Origin of the sequence: Pantoea stewartii (assembly GCF_011044475.1) — a bacterium.
In the GTDB taxonomy this organism is placed as follows: domain Bacteria; phylum Pseudomonadota; class Gammaproteobacteria; order Enterobacterales; family Enterobacteriaceae; genus Pantoea; species Pantoea stewartii.
In genome coordinates, this window is the sequence record NZ_CP049115.1 from 3189522 (window position 1) to 3206476 (window position 16955).

12 protein-coding genes are annotated in these 16955 nt (G+C 57.5%); 9 read left to right on the top strand and 3 right to left on the bottom strand.

All coding sequences use genetic code 11. From position 1 onward, the window contains the following. Window positions 1-24: 24 nt before the first annotated feature. Window positions 25-1356 carry a glycoside hydrolase family 28 protein gene (locus G5574_RS15090; protein ID WP_164482808.1) on the top strand — a complete coding sequence of 444 codons (1332 nt, stop codon included), beginning with the start codon at window positions 25-27 and terminating at the stop codon, window positions 1354-1356. A 1-nt stretch (window position 1357) separates the two neighbouring features. Here the strand turns inward: G5574_RS15090 and G5574_RS15095 are convergent, their stop codons facing one another. Beyond that, complete coding sequence (locus G5574_RS15095) at window positions 1358-2428, bottom strand: tartrate dehydrogenase (protein ID WP_033739048.1); 1071 nt, start codon at window positions 2426-2428, stop codon at window positions 1358-1360. Window positions 2429-2564: 136 nt separating this feature from the next. Here G5574_RS15095 and G5574_RS15100 point away from each other — a divergent pair, with 136 nt between their 5' ends. Then, on the top strand, window positions 2565-3497 hold the full coding sequence (locus G5574_RS15100; protein ID WP_039339035.1) for a LysR family transcriptional regulator: 933 nt from the start codon (window positions 2565-2567) through the stop codon (window positions 3495-3497). Between the two features lie 156 nt (window positions 3498-3653). After that, window positions 3654-5090: a methyl-accepting chemotaxis protein gene (locus G5574_RS15105; RefSeq protein ID WP_164482809.1), complete on the top strand. Its 1437-nt coding sequence runs from the start codon at window positions 3654-3656 to the stop codon at window positions 5088-5090. A gap of 136 nt (window positions 5091-5226) precedes the next feature. On the opposite strand, the gene G5574_RS15110 is transcribed toward G5574_RS15105, so the two are convergent. Together G5574_RS15110 and yghU are read right to left on the bottom strand one after the other, a co-directional pair. Next, window positions 5227-5520, bottom strand: a complete 294-nt coding sequence (locus tag G5574_RS15110; RefSeq protein WP_006121667.1) for a DUF1330 domain-containing protein — start codon at window positions 5518-5520, stop codon at window positions 5227-5229. Between the two features lie 11 nt (window positions 5521-5531). Next, entirely contained in the window at window positions 5532-6395 is an 864-nt protein-coding gene (gene yghU, locus G5574_RS15115) for a glutathione-dependent disulfide-bond oxidoreductase (protein ID WP_006121666.1), read from the bottom strand. Window positions 6396-6622: 227 nt separating this feature from the next. Between yghU and G5574_RS15120 the strand changes: the two genes are divergently transcribed. From G5574_RS15120 to G5574_RS15145, 6 genes are all read left to right on the top strand, one after another. Continuing rightward, window positions 6623-7540, top strand: a complete 918-nt coding sequence (locus G5574_RS15120) for an aminoimidazole riboside kinase (RefSeq protein WP_033739058.1) — start codon at window positions 6623-6625, stop codon at window positions 7538-7540. Window positions 7541-7939: 399 nt separating this feature from the next. Further along, window positions 7940-11026 (top strand): beta-galactosidase, encoded by a 3087-nt coding sequence (locus G5574_RS15125; protein WP_164482810.1) that lies wholly within the window; start codon window positions 7940-7942, stop codon window positions 11024-11026. 50 nt (window positions 11027-11076) lie between these two features. Next, complete coding sequence (locus tag G5574_RS15130) at window positions 11077-12321, top strand: MFS transporter (RefSeq protein WP_054688393.1); 1245 nt, start codon at window positions 11077-11079, stop codon at window positions 12319-12321. Between the two features lie 238 nt (window positions 12322-12559). Next, the gene (locus tag G5574_RS15135; RefSeq protein WP_054688391.1) at window positions 12560-14098 is read left to right on the top strand and encodes a carbohydrate porin; all 1539 of its coding nucleotides are present in this window, start codon (window positions 12560-12562) and stop codon (window positions 14096-14098) included. A gap of 66 nt (window positions 14099-14164) precedes the next feature. Further along, the gene (locus G5574_RS15140; protein WP_033739068.1) at window positions 14165-15535 is read left to right on the top strand and encodes a sucrose-specific PTS transporter subunit IIBC; all 1371 of its coding nucleotides are present in this window, start codon (window positions 14165-14167) and stop codon (window positions 15533-15535) included. After that, window positions 15535-16944 (top strand): sucrose-6-phosphate hydrolase, encoded by a 1410-nt coding sequence (locus G5574_RS15145; RefSeq protein WP_164483241.1) that lies wholly within the window; start codon window positions 15535-15537, stop codon window positions 16942-16944. The genes G5574_RS15140 and G5574_RS15145 overlap by 1 nt, the downstream gene beginning before the upstream one ends. Window positions 16945-16955: the final 11 nt, after the last annotated feature.

The following is a 16955-nucleotide window of genomic DNA, read 5'->3' on the forward strand; positions in this document are numbered from 1 at the left end:
ACACTTCACGACGGAGGCCGAAAAATGGATCTTTCTCTTGCTGATTTTCATCCGGCAGCGGACGGTGAAACGCCGGACACGCAGGCACTGCAACGCGCGATCGATCAGATTGCTGAAGCGGGCGGCGGTCGGCTGACGTTGCCACCGGGGCGTTATCGCAGTGGCAGCCTGAATCTGCCTTCCAATTTTGAGCTGCATCTGGCCGCCGGGGCGGTGCTGATTGCCAGCCGGCACCTGGCAGATTATCAGCAATGGAAGACGCTGAGCAGTGCTGAGAAATCGCATAACGTCCTGCTGTATGCGTTGGGGCAGCGCAATCTGACGATCAGTGGCAAAGGCCGTATAGAAGGCGACGCCGAAGCCTGGTTTGCGGCAGAGGCCGACGAACAGGGCTATCGCATGCCCAGGGCAGACAGACCGCGCATGATCGTCTTTGAGGACTGCGAGCAGGTGACGCTCAAGGACTTTACCCTGTTCCAGGCCCCAATGTGGACCGTGCACCTTGTCAGCTGCCGCCATGTACACATTGACCATCTGACCATTGATAACGCCATGACGCTGCCCAACACGGACGCGCTGGATATCGACAGCTGCGAAGCCGTGTTGATTAGCAACAGCTACTTCAGCGCCGCTGACGATGCGATTTGCATTAAAACGACCTTGAAGCCTGGCAGTCTGCGCCGTCCGGCCCGGCGCATCGCGATCAGCAACTGCCTGCTGCGCAGCGACAGTTGCGCGATTAAAATCGGCACGGAAACCTGGGATGACGTCGAAGATATTACCGTGACCGGCTGCAGCCTATTTGATTCCAACCGCGGCATTGGCATCGTCTCGCGGGACGGCGGTGCGATACGGCGCGTCCTGTTCAGTCACATCACCTTTCACTGTCACCATGTTGCCGCCTGCCACTGGGGCAAAGCCGATCCCCTGTTTATTTCTGTGCGCACGCGCGATCCGCAGGTGCCACCGGGGATCGTTGAACAGGTTCAGTTCAGCCATCTCAGCGGTGTGGCAGAAGGGGCGATCAACCTGCATGCGGCGCAGCCGGGTTGGATCCGCGACATCGTCATCAGCCAGCTACAGCTGCGTCAGACAGTCGCGCAGGGCGTACAGGGTCAGTTCGATGTTCGGCCGCCCTGTAATCCGGACTCACCGACCGGGATGGGGCTGGACAACGCGTACCGGGTCGATGTGGCCACGGGCGAGGCGTACGGCGTGGAGCGCTATCCGGGCGGGCTGCCGGGCCTGTTCGCGCGCGGCGTTGAACATTTGCACCTGCACCACCTGGCGATTCAGCGGCCTGAGCCACTGCCGCCAGGCTGGCATCCGGACAGCGTAGTGCTGCTGGCGGAGTAACTTACAGCGCCGCTGCGATAGCGTCGCCCAGTTGCTGTGTATTGGCGCTGCCGCCCAGGTCGCGGGTTAAGTGCTCGCCTGCGGCCAGCGTGCGTTCGATGGCATCCAGCACGGCATCTCCTGCCGCCTTGTAGCCCAGATGCTCCAGCATCATCGCACCACACCAAATCTGACCAATCGGGTTCGCGATGTTTTTACCGGCGATATCGGGCGCGGAACCGTGTACCGGTTCAAACAGGCTGGGGAAGTTGCCTTCCGGGTTAATATTGGCGGACGGCGCGATGCCGATGGTGCCGGTACAGGCAGGGCCCAGATCTGACAAAATATCGCCGAACAGATTGCTGGCCACCACGACATCAAACCAGTCGGGATGCAAAACAAAATTCGCGGTCAGAATATCAATATGATACTTGTCGACCTTAACGTCAGGATAATGCGCCTGCATTGCCTGAACGCGGTTGTCCCAGTAAGGCATGGTGATGGCGATGCCGTTTGATTTGGTGGCAGAGGTCAGGTGTTTTTTAGGCCGACGCTGCGCCAGGTCAAAGGCAAACTTCAGGATGCGGTCAACGCCCACCCGGGTCATCACGGTTTCCTGAATGACCACTTCTCGTTCTGTGCCGGGGAACATCGTGCCGCCGACGCTGGAGTACTCACCTTCCGTGTTTTCGCGCACGACGTAAAAGTCGATATCACCGGGATGCCGGTTGGCTAACGGCGCTTTCACGCCGGGCATCAGGCGGACCGGACGCAGGTTAACGTACTGATCGAACTCACGACGGAACTGCAGTAACGACCCCCACAGAGAAACGTGATCCGGCACGATATCGGGCCAGCCGACCGCGCCAAAATAGATCGCATCAAAGGTTTTCAGCTCAGCAAACCAGTCATCAGGCAGCATTTTGCCATGCTGTTGCCAGTATTCCGCGCTGGCATAATCGAACCACGTCCACTGCAGCGGAATATTAAATTTCTCTGCTGCGGCATTCATCACGCGAATACCTTCTGGCATTACTTCCTTACCAATGCCGTCGCCGGGAATCACGGCGATACGATGAATTTTCTCTGTCACAGGGTACCTCTGAGGTTGATGTTGTAGGGGCCCGTCAGTGGGTGAAGGCTGTCGATATGCAGCTTGATTAATGATCGGGCATCGGCGCAGTATAACTCTCCACCTGAGGTAAATAATTAGCCTGGAAGTTAATCCCATGTTGAATCAAAGTAGAGAATCACGCACCTCCAGTGATGACTTAGTGTTCTTTCTGCGCGTCGCTTCTCTGGACAGCTTAACGGCGGCGGCGCGCGAGCTGGGATTATCGCTGGCGGCCGTCAGCAAACGATTAAGCCAGCTGGAGCAGCGGCTGGGCGTACAGTTACTGCGCCGCACCACGCGCAGGCTGGAACTGACGCCGGAAGGGCGGCGCTATCTGGACGGTGCCCGTCCGCTGCTGGAGCAACTGGCGGCACTGGAAGAGGCGGTCAGTGGTGAAACGACGCAGTTACGCGGCACGCTGAACATCAACGCCTCCTTCGGCTTTGGCCGTCGCCATATTGCCCCCTGCGTGTCAGCTTTTGCCGCCCTCCACCCTCATCTGGCCCTCTCCCTGCAGCTCAGCAGCCAGCCGCTGAATTTTCTTGATGCGCATGTGGATATTGATATTCGCGTAGGCGAGCCGCCGGATTCGCGGCTGATCGCCCGTAAGCTGGTCCAGAATCCGCGCGTGCTGTGCTGCTCGCCAGGCTATGCGGCGAAGCACGGCCTGCCAGACAGTATCCGTGCGCTGGCGCAGCATAACTGCATTTTACTCAGGCAACATGACAGCGACTTCGCTCTGTGGCGCTTAGTTAGCGGCGCTGAGAGCCTGAGCCAGAAGGTGCGCGGTAATCTGGTGACCAACGACGGGGAAGTGGCGATGCGCATGGCGCTGGATGGGCATGGTATTTTGCTGCGCTCATGGTGGGACGCAAAACACAGCATTGCGGCGGGGGAATTGCTGCATGTTCTGCCTGCCTGGCATGCGCCCGATGGCGATATTTTTGCCGTCTGGCAGGCGCAGCGGCAGCCGCCAGCACGCATCTCGGCGTTTGTGACTTTTCTGCAGGAAAATTTGCAGATGGATGCATCGTTAACGAATCTGTGAGGTTTTGAAAAATCGCCCTCAGTTATGCATTACCCGCCATAAAGTATTTACGGTACGCGTCGATACCAATCTCATGTGTCTGCGCCCGTTGCGCCGACCAACTCTGGGCACGCCTCAGGTCTGAGGCGCGGTGCAACCTCTGGTGGATGCGTACCTATGAATACAGATTTAACCCGCGTCGGGGAGGGGGTTTCCCCTCAGCGTATTGCGAAGCAGGCCGACAGGCTGATTGTTATGCTGTGCTGGGCCCTGGTAGTGATTTCCGCTATCGTCGGCAGTCTGTATCAGTCAACGTGGCTGGCCATAACCGTGGGTACCGCGCTGGCGCTGGTCGCCACGCTGGTGGGATGGCTGGCAAACGGAACGCTGTTTTCCCGACTCTGGCTGGCCTTCACGCTGATTGGGTTTGCGGGGCTGCTGATTCAGTTGGGCCGGGGCGAAACCGAGTTTCACTTTTCGGTGTTTGTTTTACTGTCGGTCTTGCTGGTTTACCGCGACAGCCGACCGCTTCTGATGGCAGCCGCGACAGGCGCGGTGCATCACCTGGTATTTAACTATCTGCAGGAGCACGATCGGTTTGGCATCGTGGTCTTTCACCATCCTGGTCTGGAGATGGTGCTGTTTCATTCACTGTTTGTGGTGGCGCAAACCGCGATGCTGGTGCTTATTGCCCGGCAGATGGCTGCGGATTTGCGCGCCTCCAGCGAAGTGGCGCAACTGGCTGCCCGCATTAACCGCGAGCCTGGTTGCCTGACGCTGTTTGCGGACAGTCAGCAGAGCGAAACGCCCTTTGCCCGCACCTTTAGTCAGACGCTGGGGACGATGCGCGGTACGTTAAATCAGGTCAGCCACGGCGTTGCGGAACTGCTGCAGGAATCAGACAGCATGCTGTCTCGTAATGCCGCGCTGTCACAGCGCACTGACGAGCAGGCGCAGGCGCTGGATGTTGCGACCAGTGCAATGTCACAAATCAGCGTGGCGGCGAGTCTTGCGCGGGACAAAGCGCAAACGGCCTGCGATCTGGCCCGGGAAACCCGCCAGGTCGCCAGTAAAGGCCAGGAGAATATTCAGCAGGCCTTGCACTCAATGGCCCAGATTAATGTCGAGTCGGGGCGGGTAAAAACCATTCTTGAACTGATTGACGGCATTGCCTTCCAGACCAACATCCTGTCGCTGAACGCCTCGGTGGAAGCCGCACGAGCCGGTCAGGAAGGACGCGGATTCGCAGTCGTTGCCAGTGAGGTGCGTACCCTGGCGTTACGCTGTGAGAATGCGGCACGGGAAATCCGGCAACTGATGGATGCCTCCAGCTCCAGCGCCGGTCAGGGCACCGTTCAGGTTGACCAGGCCGCGCAAACCATGCAGGCCATTCACGTGAGTATCGACAGCCTGTCACAGCTGGTGAGTGAACTCTCTGAGATGAGTGTCCAGCAGAATCAGAGCATTGCGCAGATTCAGCAAAGTATTAGCAGTATCGATCACAGCGTGCAGCATAACGTCAAACATGTGACCGAAACGCTCCAGGTTGCGCAGCAGCAACGGCAGCAGGCAGGCGCGTTGCAGCAGGCGATTTCGCTGTTTCGTTTTAGCTGATTAAAGACAGGGGAACCATCCCGGGATGAGGTTCACAAGGGCAGGGGTTACGTTGGCTGGCTAAGTGGGCAGCCGCCGGCCTGCGGGTCCGTCAGGATGACGTCGTGATCCGCAGGACGACAGCGGCCCCTGGCCGTTAGCTGTCCACGCCTTTCACTAACAGTACACGGTAGTTGGCGCCTTTCAGGCGATGCTGTTTCGCCGCCTGGTATTCCGGACTGTCATACCAGGCATGCGCCGCCTCAGTCGTCGGGAACTCAATAATCACAACGCCTTCGGCTTCAGGCCCTTCCAGCGTTTCCAGTTCGCCATAGAACGCCAGCGGTTTGATGGGATGGTCACCCCGTGCTTTGCCCGCTTTTTCCGCGTAGGCAGCCATTTCATCCTGATTCAGGGTGTTATCACGAATAAATACGACATATGCACTCACTGTCTTTCTCCTCAGGCCTGCTTGTCTTGGGTTTGGGTATCAAAGTCCGATGCATCATGGCGTTCACGCAGCTGGTCGGCGGGATCGCCCATCACGCGGTTAACTTTGCGACCACGCATCACAGCCGGACGTTGGGCGATCTCTTTGGCCCAGCGCACCACATTTTTATAGGACTGAAGATCCAGGAATTCGGCCGCGTTGTACTGGTTGTACAGCACCATGCTGCCGTACCACGGCCAGGTGGCGATATCAGCTATGGTGTAGTCATCACCGGCCAGATAGCGGTTATTGGCCAGCTGACGATCCAGAACGTCAAACTGACGTTTGGCTTCCAGTGAGAAGCGGTTAATGGCGTACTCAATTTTCTCTGGCGCGTAGTGATAGAAGTGACCAAAACCGCCGCCCAGATAAGGGGCAGAGCCTTGCAGCCAGAACAGCCAGTTCAGCGTCTCGGTGCGCTTCGCAATGTCTTTTGGCAGAAAATAACCGTATTTCTCTGCCAGATAGAGCAGGATATTACCGGATTCAAACACCCGAATCGGCGGCGTGGCAGAGTGGTCACTCAGGGCCGGGATTTTGGAATTCGGGTTGATATCAACAAAGCCGCTGGTAAACTGGTCGCCTTCGCCAATGTTAATCAGCCAGGCATCGTACTCCGCATCATTTACGTTCAGCGCCAGCAGCTCCTCCAGCAGAATGGTGACTTTCTGGCCGTTTGGCGTACCAAGGGAGTAAAGCTGCAAAGGATGTTTACCGACCGGCAGGGCTTTTTCATGCGTTGGGCCTGCGGTTGGGCGATTTGTTTTGGCGCCGTTACCTTTGGCTTCCGGGTCCCACTTCCAGACTTTAGCGGGCTGATAGTGTTGTTCAGACATGATGAGGTTCGCCTTTTTGTGTTTGGAGTGTCACGAGTGTAGCAGTTGCCAGCACGCCGGTTTAACCCTGGTGGCGGTGACTTTGTATCGCTTTACTACAATGCTTAAGGCAATTGACCGTCAGCCCTGTGTCTGTTTTCTCTGCCTAAATCACATTGATGACGGCTGAGCATTGCTATGCTAAAACGGTTTAGTAAAATTTAGCTATAGCTGAGCAGGAGATAACGATGACAGCGCGAGTCTGGTGTCTGGGTGACGCCGTGGTGGACCTGCTTCCGGACGGACCGGGGCATTTAATTCAGTGTGCAGGCGGCGCGCCCGCCAATGTGGCCGTCGGCATTGCCCGCTTGCAGGGCAAGAGCGGATTTATCGGCCGGGTCGGGGACGATCCCTTTGGCCATTTTATGCAGCAAACGCTGGCCAGTGAGCAGGTTGAGACGGCGTATATGACGCTGGACAGCGCGCATCGCACGTCAACGGTCGTGGTCGCGCTCGACCATGAGGGCGAACGCTCTTTTACCTTCATGGTCCGGCCCAGCGCAGACCTGTTTCTTGAACAAGGCGATCTGCCGCCGTTTCAGCCGGGCGAGTGGCTTCACTGCTGTTCCATTGCGCTGGCCGCCGAACCGTCCCGTTCCACGACCTTTACGGCGATGCAGCGGATAAGCGAAGCCGGGGGATATGTCAGCTTTGATCCCAACATTCGTCACGACCTGTGGCGCGATGACGCGCAGTTACGTGACTGTGTGAACCGCGCGCTGCAACGGGCAGATGTGGTTAAGCTGTCGGAGGAAGAGCTGGCCTTTCTGACCGAAGAGACGCAGGGCGGTGACAGCCTGCAGATGCTGGCAGAACGCTATGCGATCAGTCTGCTGATGGTCACCCAGGGCAAAGCCGGCGTAAAAGTCTGGCACCAGGGTCAGCATTATCACTATCCCACGTTGCCCGTGGTGAGCGTGGACACCACCGGTGCCGGTGACGCTTTTGTCGCGGGGTTATTGTGGGGACTGGCAGAAAAAGGCCTGCCCACCAATGAAACGGAGCTGGCGGCATGCCTAACCAGCGCTCAGCAATGTGGCGCGCTGGCGACGACCGCCAAAGGCGCGATGACGGCGCTGCCCTATCGTCATCAGATTGCGGGCTAATGCCCACTGTCGCCGCGCTCAGGCCCGCCCGGCGGGCAGCAGAACCCATACGGGGCAGGTGACCGTTGGCGGAACGCCCAGATGCGCGCGTTCCGTCACCCTGGCGACCACGACGGATTACGCACCCGAACCTGCCCCCTTCTCCTGCCGTATCATTTCACCGCGTTGCGCTGGCCTTATCAGGTTTCCGGCTGATTTGACTGACCTGTGACGGCTTCGACGTTGCCTGACCGCGCCCGCTTTGTCCTGCTTCGCCAGGCCCCCGACGCTACGTTATGCCCGAATGCGCTTTGCTGTGAGGCAGTTCACTCATTCGCCTTTCCCTGCTTTACAAGCGCTGACCTGGCTCGTAATGTCATTTTTATGTGAGCGGATAACAATTTTACGCAGGAGAGTAACATGGCCCTGGAGAGAGATTCACTGGCTGCCGTACTGGCCCGGCGCGACTGGGAAAAACCTGGCATCAGCGAACGTAACCGGCTGGAAGCCCATCCCCCTTTTTGCAGCTGGCGCAGTGCAGAAGCAGCGCGTGAGAAGCATCAGTCAGGGCACGTCCAGTGTCTGAATGGCGAGTGGCAATTTGCTTATTTCACCGCGCCCGAGGCCGTACCGGAGAGCTGGCGGACGCAGGATCTGGCCGAGGCCGCGCCGATAGCCGTGCCGTCGGTATGGCAGATGCAGGGTTATGATGTTCCCATCTATACCAATGTCACCTATCCCATCCCGGTAAATCCCCCCTTCGTTCCCGCTGAAAACCCCACAGGATGTTATTCGCTCACATTTAATGTGGATGCCGGGTGGCTGGTGTCAGGACAAACCCGAGTGGTATTCGATGGTGTGAATTCAGCGTTTAATGTGTGGTGCAACGGCCGCTGGGTTGGCTATGGTCAGGACAGTCGTCTGCCCTCGGAGTATGATCTGACGGAGTACCTGGTCAGGGGTGAAAACCGTCTTGCCGTCATGGTGTTACGCTGGAGCGATGGCAGCTACCTGGAAGATCAGGACATGTGGCGCATGAGCGGCATTTTCCGCGATGTCACCCTGCTGCACAAACCGGCCACCCATATCCGCGATCTGCGTATCCGCACACATTTCAATGACGATTTCAGCCGTGCCCGGCTGGACGCCGAGGTGCGCGTCGCCGGCACGCTGGATGACGACTTACAGGTGAGCATACAGCTCTTTGCAGGCAGTGAATTGGTGGGGGACGCGACATCGCCACTGGGCAGTGCGATCGTTGACGAGCGCGGCGCCTGGAACGATCGGACAACGCTGTCCCTCCGCGTGAACAATCCTGCGCTCTGGAGCGCGGAAACGCCGCATCTCTATCGGGCGGTGGTGCAGTTGCACTGGGCGGACGGCACGCTGATTGAAGCGGAAGCCTGCGATGTGGGATTCCGTCACGTCAGTATTGAGAACGGCCTGTTGTTACTCAATGGCCAGCCACTGCTTATCCGCGGCACCAACCGTCATGAGCACCATCCTGTCCACGGCCAGGTGATGGATCGCGAAACAATGGTGCAGGACATTCTGCTGATGAAGCAGAATAACTTTAATGCCGTGCGCTGCTCCCATTATCCCAATCATCCTCTGTGGTACAGCCTGTGTGATTATTACGGGCTGTATGTGGTGGATGAAGCCAATATCGAAACCCACGGCATGGTGCCGATGAATCGCCTGAGTGACGATCCGGCTTGGCTGCCCGCGATGAGCCAGCGCGTTACGCGCATGGTGCAGCGTGACCGCAATCACCCCTGCATTATTATCTGGTCTCTGGGCAATGAATCAGGCCATGGTGCCAACCATGATGCGCTCTACCGCTGGCTGAAAAGCGAGGATCCGTCCCGTCCGGTGCAGTATGAAGGCGGCGGCGCCAACACGGCGGCCACTGACATCATTTGCCCGATGTATGCGCGCGTGGATCAGGACCAGCCGTTCCCGGCGGTGCCAAAATGGTCGATTAAGAAATGGCTGTCGATGCCGGGCGAGCAGCGGCCGCTGATTCTGTGTGAATACGCCCATGCAATGGGCAACAGCCTGGGCGGCTATGCGAAGTACTGGCAGGCCTTCCGTCAGTATCCCCGCCTGCAGGGCGGTTTTGTCTGGGACTGGGTCGATCAGTCTTTAATTCGGTACGATGAGAGCGGCGAAGCCTGGTCCGCTTATGGCGGTGACTTTGGCGATACGCCCAACGACCGTCAGTTCTGCATGAACGGGCTGGTTTTTGCCGACCGGACGCCGCATCCGTCGCTGTATGAAGCGCGCCACGCACAGCAGTTCTTCCAGTTCAGCCTGCTGCCCGGCAGTGAGCGCACGCTGGAGGTCACCAGCGAATACCTGTTCCGCCATAGTGACAATGAAATTCTGCACTGGTCCGTGGCCCAGGACGGTAATCTGCTGGCGACAGGTGAGGTCACGCTCGACATCGCACCGCAGGGCCGTCAGCGTATTACCCTGCCCGCCATGCCACTGCCAGAATCCGCAGGGCAATTGTGGTTAACGGTGCGCGTAGAGCAGCCGCAACCTACCGCCTGGTCCGAAGCCGGACACATCAGTGCCTGGCAGCAGTGGCCGCTGGAGACGATTCTTGATATCACGCCTGCGTCTGTGGCCGCCAGCGCCCCCGTGCTTGAGCGCAGCGAAGACCGCTTTAGCGTGGTGGTGAATAACCAGCGCTGGGCGTTCAGTCGGGAGCAGGGCGTCCTGACGCAGTACTGGATTGATGAAAAAGCACAGTTACTGTCGCCGCTGACGGACCAGTTCACCCGCGCGCCACTGGATAACGATATCGGTGTCAGCGAGGCCACCCGTATCGATCCCAACGCCTGGGTTGAGCGCTGGAAAGCGGCGGGGCATTACCAGGCGGACGTTATCACCCTGCAGTGTAGCGCGGAAACGCTCACCGATGCCGTACTGATTACCACCGCACATGCCTGGCAGTTCCAGGGCAAGACCCTGTTTGTCAGCCGCAAAACATACCGTATCGATGGCTTTGGTGAGATGCAGGTGACGGTCAATGTCGAGGTCGCCCGCGATACGCCGTATCCGGCCCGCATCGGGATGTGTTGCCAGTTAGCGGAGGTGGCTGATCGGGTGAACTGGTTAGGTCTGGGTCCCCATGAAAACTACCCGGATCGCCTGACCGCGGCCTGCTTTGATCGCTGGGATTTATCGCTGGACGACATGTACACGCCGTATGTCTTCCCCACCGAGAACGGCCTGCGCTGTGGCACGCGTGAACTGCGGTACGGTGTCCATCAGTGGCGCGGTGATTTTCAGTTCAACATCAGCCGCTACAGCCAGAAACAGCTGATGGACACCCGCCACCGTCACCTTTTGCAGCCTGAAGCAGGCACCTGGCTCAACATTGATGGCTTCCATATGGGCGTCGGCGGCGATGACTCCTGGAGTCCGTCGGTTTCCCCTGAATTCCTGCTTAGTGCCGGACGTTATGGCTACCAGTTTACCTGGGGGCAACAAAAGTAACTTAGCGGGCAGGCTCCGGCCTGCCTGACTCTCGCATAAGGAAGTCCGCTATGTACTATTTAAAAAATACTAACTTTTGGTTGTTTGGCCTTTTCTTCTTCTTTTACTTTTTCATCATGGGTGCCTATTTCCCGTTCTTCCCCATCTGGCTGCATGATATTAATCACATCAGCAAAGGGGACACCGGCATTATCTTCGCCAGTATTTCGTTGTTTTCGTTACTGTTCCAGCCGCTGTTTGGGCTGCTGTCCGACAAGCTCGGGCTGCGCAAACACCTGTTATGGGTGATCACCGGCATGCTGGTGATGTTCGCCCCTTTCTTTATTTATGTATTTGGCCCGCTCCTGCAGGTGAATATTCTGGCGGGTTCGGTTGTGGGCGGTATTTATCTGGGCTTTATCTACAATGCGGGGGCACCTGCAATTGAAGCTTATATTGAGAAAGTCAGTCGCCGCAGCCATTTTGAATTTGGCCGGGCCCGAATGTTTGGCTGCGTTGGCTGGGCACTGTGCGCCTCTATCGTCGGCATCATGTTCACCATTAATAACCAGTTTGTTTTCTGGTTAGGCTCTGGCTGTGCCGTGATCCTGGCGCTGCTGCTGTTCTTTTCACGCACCAGCAATTCCTCATCTGCCACGGTGGCGCAGGCCGTGGGGGCGAACCAGTCCGCATTCAGTCTGAAGCTGGCACTGGAGCTGTTTAAGCAACCCAAACTGTGGTTTTTGTCGCTATATGTTGTGGGCGTTTCCTGTACGTACGATGTATTTGATCAGCAGTTCGCCAACTTCTTTACCTCGTTCTTTACGTCGGGTGAGCAGGGCACGCGCGTTTTTGGTTACGTCACCACGCTGGGCGAATTGCTGAACGCCTGCATCATGTTTTTTGCGCCGCTCATCGTTAACCGTATCGGCGGCAAAAATGCCTTGTTGCTGGCGGGCATGATCATGTCTGTGCGCATTATGGGCTCCTCTTTTGCCACCACGGCGGTGGAGGTGGTGATCCTGAAAACATTACATATGTTTGAGATCCCTTTCCTGATCGTCGGCTGTTTTAAATACATCACCAGCCAGTTTGAGGTGCGCTTCTCCGCCACGATTTATCTGGTGTGCTTCTGCTTCTTTAAGCAGTTAGCGATGATTTTTATGTCGGTACTGGCGGGCAATATGTACGAAAGCATTGGCTTCCAGGGCGCGTATCTGGTGCTGGGCTGTATTGCACTGGCCTTCACGCTGCTTTCCGTCTTCACGCTCAGCGGGCCAGGGCCGCTGACAGCGTTACGTCGGCAGCCTGTCTGACGCACAATTATCCCCTTAACACTGGGCAGGAGACTGCCCATTGTTTTGTCCGCGCTCCCCGCTTTTTGCCGCTTCCTTTCCCACCACATCGTGTCGTTTTGCGAACTGACTCACAATCATAAAAACGGTTTAGCAAATTGCTTTGCCTGGAAATCCGGCGATCAATATTATCCAGAACCTAAACCGGTTTAGCAAAATGACAACACCACGACCTGAACCTTTCTGGAATGGCAAAACGATGAGAAAAAAGAGACTTGCTGCAACCGTTGGATTGTTGCTCTGCGCAGGCCCGGCTCTGGCTGCGGAACCGAGCATGAGCAGTATCGAAGCCCGGCTGGCTGCGCTGGAAAAGCGCCTGCAGGCGGCTGAGCAGCGTGCTGACGCCGCCGAACGTCGCGCAAACGCCGCAGAAAAACAGGCCGCTTCAGCAGAAAAACAGGCCCAGCAGCTTGCCAGCGCACAACAGCAAACCCAGGCCACTGCCACCCAGATGGAACAGCGCACGGCGAAACTGGAACAGAAGGCGAGTGATGACGGGGGCTTTGAATTTCACGGTTATGCGCGTTCTGGCTTATTAATGAACAGCTCGGCGGCCAAAACGCAGGGCGGCCCGACCGTGACGCCGGCAGGGGAAACCGGTGGGCATGTCGGGCGCCTGGGCAACGAACCGGATACCTATGTCGAACTGAATCTGGAACATAAGCAAACGCTGGAAAACGGGGCGACCACCCGCTTTAAAGCCATGCTGGCCGACGGTCAGCGGACCTATAACGACTGGACGGCCGCCAGTAGCGATCTCAACCTGCGGCAGGCGTTTGTGGAACTTGGTCAACTGCCCACCTTTACGGGCGCGTTCAAAGACACCACCGTCTGGGCGGGGAAACGCTTTGACCGCGACAATTTCGATATTCACTGGATCGACTCCGACGTCGTGTTCCTCGCCGGGACCGGAGCCGGTATTTACGACATGAAGTGGAGCGATCAGGCTCACAGCAACCTGTCGCTCTACGGGCGCACCTTTGGTGATATCGAAAACAACGATAACACCGCACAGAACTACATTCTGACAGCCAACAACTATTACGGCCCGTTCCAGTTGATGCTCAGCGGTATGCGCGCCAAAGACAATGACGATCGGCTGGACGTGAATGGCCTGAAAGTGAAAGGCGATGCTGCGAATACCGGTCTGCATGCCCTGGTGGGGCTGCACAACGACAGCTTTTATGGTCTGCGTGAAGGAACGGCGAAAACCGCGCTCTTGTATGGTCACGGCTTAGGTGCAGAGGTCAAAGCCATTGGGTCCGACGGCGCATTGCTGCCGGATGCGGATACCTGGCGTCTGGCCAGCTACGGGATCACCCCACTGGGCGGCGGCTGGCATATTGCTCCGGCGGTACTGGCGCAGAGCAGTAAAGATCGTTACGTCAAAGGCGACAGCTATCAGTGGGCGACCGCCAACCTGCGCCTGATTCAGGGGCTGACGGAGAATTTCGAAATGCAGTACGAAGCCACCTATCAATATATGGATCTGCGTCCGGAGGGCTTCAATCAGCGTAGCGCAGTGAGTGGTAACTTCTACAAACTGACCGTTGCGCCTACGTTGAAAGCCAGCAACGTAGGGGAATTCCTGAAACGTCCGGAAATTCGCCTTTTCGCCACCTGGATGGACTGGGATCACCGACTGGACAACTATGCGCGCGGCGATGCGTTTGGCAGCAGCGGCTTTGAAGCCGGCGGTGAATGGAACTTCGGCGTACAAATGGAAACCTGGTTCTGACCGGGCGGCCCTGTAGGGCCGTTTCAACCGGGTTGACAACATTACACGACAACACAGAGGTTTTTTATGGATTTTGTACAAATCTCCCGCGCATTACTGCCGCTGCTGGGAGGCAAAGAAAATATTGCCAGCGCAGCCCACTGCGCAACCCGGCTCCGGCTGGTGCTGGTCGAGGATGCCAAAGCGGATACCGCCGCGATTGGTAAAATCGACGGTGTGAAGGGCTGTTTCCGCAACGCGGGCCAGCTGCAGGTCATTTTTGGGACTGGCGTGGTCAACAAAGTCTATGCGGCGTTTGTGGCGGAAGCGGGCATCAGCGAGTCCAGTAAATCGGAAGCGGCCGACATTGCGGCCCGTAAGCTCAATCCCTTCCAGCGTATCGCCCGGTTGCTGTCGAATATTTTTGTCCCGATTATTCCGGCGATCGTTGCCTCCGGCCTGCTGATGGGCCTGCTGGGCATGGTCAAAACCTATGGCTGGGTTAACCCGGAAAACGCCCTGTATATCATGCTGGATATGTGCAGTTCGGCGGCGTTTATCATTCTGCCGATTCTGATTGGCTTTACGGCGGCCCGTGAGTTTGGTGGTAACCCGTTCTTAGGCGCTACGCTGGGCGGTATTCTGACGCATCCTGCGCTGACTAATGCCTGGGGCGTGGCGGCCGGTTTCCATACCATGAACTTCTTTGGTATCGAAGTGGCGATGATTGGCTACCAGGGCACGGTCTTTCCGGTCCTGCTGGCCGTGTGGTTTATGAGTCTGCTGGAAAAACAGCTGCGCCGCATCATCCCGGATGCGCTCGATCTGATCCTGACGCCTTTCCTGACGGTGATCATCTCTGGCTTTGTGGCACTGCTCATCATTGGCCCGGCCGGGCGCGCATTGGGGGATGGTATCTCCTTTGTGCTCAGCACCCTGATTGCCCATGCAGGCTGGCTGGCCGGATTGCTGTTTGGCGGGCTGTATTCCGTTATCGTGATTACTGGTGTGCATCACAGTTTCCACGCGATTGAAGCTGGCTTGCTGGGTAACCCGTCTATCGGCGTCAATTTCCTGTTGCCGATATGGGCGATGGCTAACGTGGCACAGGGCGGCGCATGTCTGGCCGTGTGGTTCAAAACGCAGGATGCCAAAATCAAGGCGATTACTTTACCCTCTGCGTTTTCTGCCTTGCTGGGCATTACCGAAGCGGCCATCTTTGGTATTAACCTGCGCTTCATGAAGCCCTTCATCGCCGGCCTGATCGGGGGAGCCATCGGCGGTGCCTGGGTGGTGTCGATGAAAGTGTATATGACGGCGGTGGGCCTGACGGGCTTACCCGGTATGGCGATCGTTCAGGCCAGTTCGCTGCTGAATTATATTATTGGTATGGTTATCGCCTTTAGCGTCGCCTTTGTGATCGCCTTCCTGCTGAAATACAAAACGGACTCTGAATGATGGCTAACAACACTCTGCTGCCCGCCATGCTGAAGGCGGTAATGAAAGGCCAGCCTAAAGCACGCGAGGACAGCCACTATCCGGGCTGGCACCTGGCGCCGGTCACCGGGCTGCTTAACGATCCCAATGGGTTTATCCATTTCGACGGGCACTATCACCTGTTCTACCAGTGGAACGCCCTGGGCTGTGAGCATAAGCATAAATGCTGGGGCCACTGGCGCTCTGCGGATTTGCTGCACTGGTCGCATGAACCTGTCGCCTTGCTGCCAGACGAAGAGTACGACCGGAGCGGCTGCTATTCAGGCAGCGCGGTAGACGATAATGGCACCTTAACCCTGTGTTATACCGGCAACGTTAAGTTTGCCGACGGCTCCCGTACCGCCTGGCAGTGCCTGGCGGTGCAGAACCCTGACGGGGGATTCGATAAGCTGGGGCCGGTGCTTCCCCTGCCGGCGGGCTACACCGGCCATGTTCGTGATCCGAAAGTCTGGCGTCATGGCGCACACTGGTACATGGTGCTGGGCGCGCAGGACAAGCAGCTCAAGGGCAAAGTCCTGCTACTGCGCGGAAGCGATCTGCACCACTGGGAAAACCTCGGCGAAATTGCCGGTAGCGGTCTGGGTGGACTGGGCGAAGCCGGTTATATGTGGGAATGCCCGGACATGTTCACCCTGGGAGAATCGACGTTTTTGATCTGCTGTCCTCAGGGCATTGAACGGGAAGAGAAACGCTTTCTGAACAGCCATCCCTGCGCCTGTCTCAGCGGCACGCTGGATTATGAAAACGCCCGCTATACGCACGGGGGGTTCACTGAGCTGGATGCGGGGTTTGAATTCTATGCGCCGCAGACCACGCTGACCGAGGATGGCCGTCGGCTGCTGGTGGGCTGGATGGGCGTCCCGGACGGAGAGGAGATGCACCAGCCTACCGTGAAATTCGGCTGGATTCATCAAATGACCTGTATCCGGGAACTGAGCGCGCGCAACGGTAAACTGTACCAGCAACCGGTGGCGGAACTGCAGGCGTTGCGCGGCGAGACGCAGCGCTATCACGGCAACGCCAGTCAGGCTCCGTTACTCGCTGCACAACGGCTTGAGCTGATGCTGGAATCAGGCGGCGGGATCACGCTGGATTTCGCCGGTTCACTGCTGCTGACCTGGCATGCGGATGCATTGTGCCTGGCGCGCCGCAGTCTGGAAACCGGCGAATGGCTTTACCGCCACTGGAACGGGCGGGCGCACAAACTGCATATTTTGTGTGACCACTCCAGCGTAGAGATTTTTATCAATGACGGAGAAGGCGTTATGAGTAGCCGTTACTTCCCCACGCATCCGACGGAGTTACGCCTGCGCGGTAGCGCAGAAGTCACGGCCTGCTACTGGTCGTTACGATCCTGCATGGTAGAATAAGCCCTTGTTTC